The 2,005-nt window shown below is 61.4% G+C and carries 3 protein-coding genes; 2 read left to right on the forward strand and 1 reads right to left on the reverse strand.

The window, feature by feature from the left end:
• The coding region (locus EN906_RS32205) for an AAA family ATPase (protein ID WP_245484379.1) at window positions 1–481 on the reverse strand (481 nt) is incomplete at its 3' end.
• Window positions 482–776: 295 nt separating this feature from the next.
• Between EN906_RS32205 and minC the strand changes: the two genes are divergently transcribed.
• Both minC and EN906_RS32215 read left to right on the forward strand, forming a co-directional pair.
• A complete protein-coding gene (gene minC, locus EN906_RS32210) occupies window positions 777–1,577 on the forward strand; it encodes a septum site-determining protein MinC (RefSeq protein ID WP_127271097.1) in 801 nt (266 codons plus the stop codon).
• A gap of 66 nt (window positions 1,578–1,643) precedes the next feature.
• Window positions 1,644–2,005: AAA family ATPase (locus tag EN906_RS32215; RefSeq protein WP_164777533.1), on the forward strand; the 362-nt coding region annotated here is incomplete at its 3' end.

Below are 2,005 nucleotides of genomic sequence, written 5' to 3' on the forward strand. Positions count from 1 at the left end.
CAGCTGCGAGATCGAGGATAAGCAACGGACGCTTGAGCGCGCGGGCGACCCACCGCGCCGCCATCGTTTTGCCGACTCCGGGCGGTCCAGTGAAGATGGCCGACCGTGTAGGCTCAAGTCCGACCTTCAGGAGCGCCTGCGCGTGTGCGCGCTCGTCAACGATGCGTGATAGCCCTTCGTCCACTTCAGCGGAAAAGATCGGCTCATGATCCAACGCCGGTGTTTCTTCGATCCGCAACAAGGCGAAGCGCGTATCGACGTCGACAGGCAACACAGCCTCCGTTTGCCGACGGAGGGGCGAAGCGCGCGTGGGAGCTTCCCGCATCAACTCCACGAGACCGTTCGACAGGTCTGGTGCATTGTCGCGATGGTTTTTGGCCATCCGATGCACCATCTGCATTACGTCTTGCGTCCGACCTGATAAGGCGATGCGCGCCAGATTGATTATGTCTTTTTCCAATTTCGACGTTGTGGTTGTCACGGCGTATCCATTTCGGCCCAAATCCTCAACTCCGATGAAGCCTACATAGCCGTGGAAGAAAATGAAACCGCCTGCGTGAAATATTCTTCCAATTTCTTATAATATATTGATATTATTATATAAAAATTGGAAGAGATGAAAACGAAATACGTGATGATTTTATGCTTTGCCCCAAAACCCTCCATCTCTTGACCGCGCGCAGCACTGCTGGAAACCTTACTCCACCCCCCTCGCATTAACCATTCATTAACCATTCCCTCGCTAGCGTTTACCTCTCAGTAAGGATTCGCCAGCCGTGACTTTTGCCGCCCCCCTCGAGGCCAAATCCATTCGTTTCCGTGCCCGCTCTTTCGTCGCTTTCACGCTGACGCCCGAAGCGCCTTTGGACGTGTGGCTCGAGGGGCTCGACCACTGGATCGGCAACTCGCCGGGCTATTTTGCCGGGCGGCCGGTGGTGCTTGATCTCAACACCTTGAAGCCCGATGTCGCCGCGATCGAATCGCTGGTCGACGTGCTTGGCCATCGCGGCATCCGCATCTACGCCATCGAGCTCGACGGCCACGCCGCACTCGCGCCCAACCTGCCGCCGGTGCTGGTCGGCGCCAAGGAGGCGACGACGGATGGGCTGCTGCCCCGCAAGGCGCGGGAGGATGTTTCCGAAGAGGGCAAGGCCGAGGGCAGGGCGCCTGAAGCCGGCGCGGCCAAGGCCGGCGACGGCAAGGTTGACGCAAGCAAGGCGGGCGATAGCGAGCCGCAGGTTGAAGCTTCGGGCACGCTGATGATCAAGGCGCCGATCCGCTCGGGCCAGGCGATCGTGCATCCGCATGGCGATGTCATCGTGCTCGGTTCGGTCGCGTCCGGTTCGGAGATCATCGCGGCGGGCTCGATCCATGTCTACGGCACGCTGCGCGGGCGCGCTTCGGCGGGTGCGCTGGGCAACAGAGGCGCGCGCATCTTCTGCCGCAAGAACGAGGCGGAGCTTCTGGCGGTCGACGGCTGGTACGTCACCGCCGAGGAAATGGAAGGTGTTTCGCGCGGCAAGCCGGTGCAGGCGTTTCTCGATGGGGACGCCTTGCGGGTTTCGACGCTGAGCTGACATTCGTTTCGATATTGGGGCGGCCGATGGTCGCCCGACCAAGAAAACAACAACGGAGGCTTTTCAATGGGCAAGGTAGTGGTGGTCACCTCGGGCAAGGGGGGCGTCGGCAAGACGACCTCGACGGCGGCCCTCGGGGCGGCCGTGGCCAAGACCGGCAAGAAGGTGGCCTTGGTCGACTTTGACGTCGGCCTGCGCAACCTCGACCTGATCATGGGCGCCGAGCGGCGCGTGGTGTTCGACCTCGTCAACGTCATCCAGGGCCAGGCCAAACTCTCGCAGGCGCTGATCCGCGACAAGCGGGTCGAGACGCTGTTCCTGCTGCCGGCCTCGCAGACGCGCGACAAGGATGCGCTGACCGAGGAAGGCGTCGGCGAAGTCATCGACAAGCTGCGCTCGGTGTTCGACTACGTGTTCTGCGACAGCCC

It is taken from the genome of Mesorhizobium sp. M7A.F.Ca.CA.004.06.1.1, from assembly GCF_003999135.1.
Taxonomy (GTDB): domain Bacteria; phylum Pseudomonadota; class Alphaproteobacteria; order Rhizobiales; family Rhizobiaceae; genus Mesorhizobium.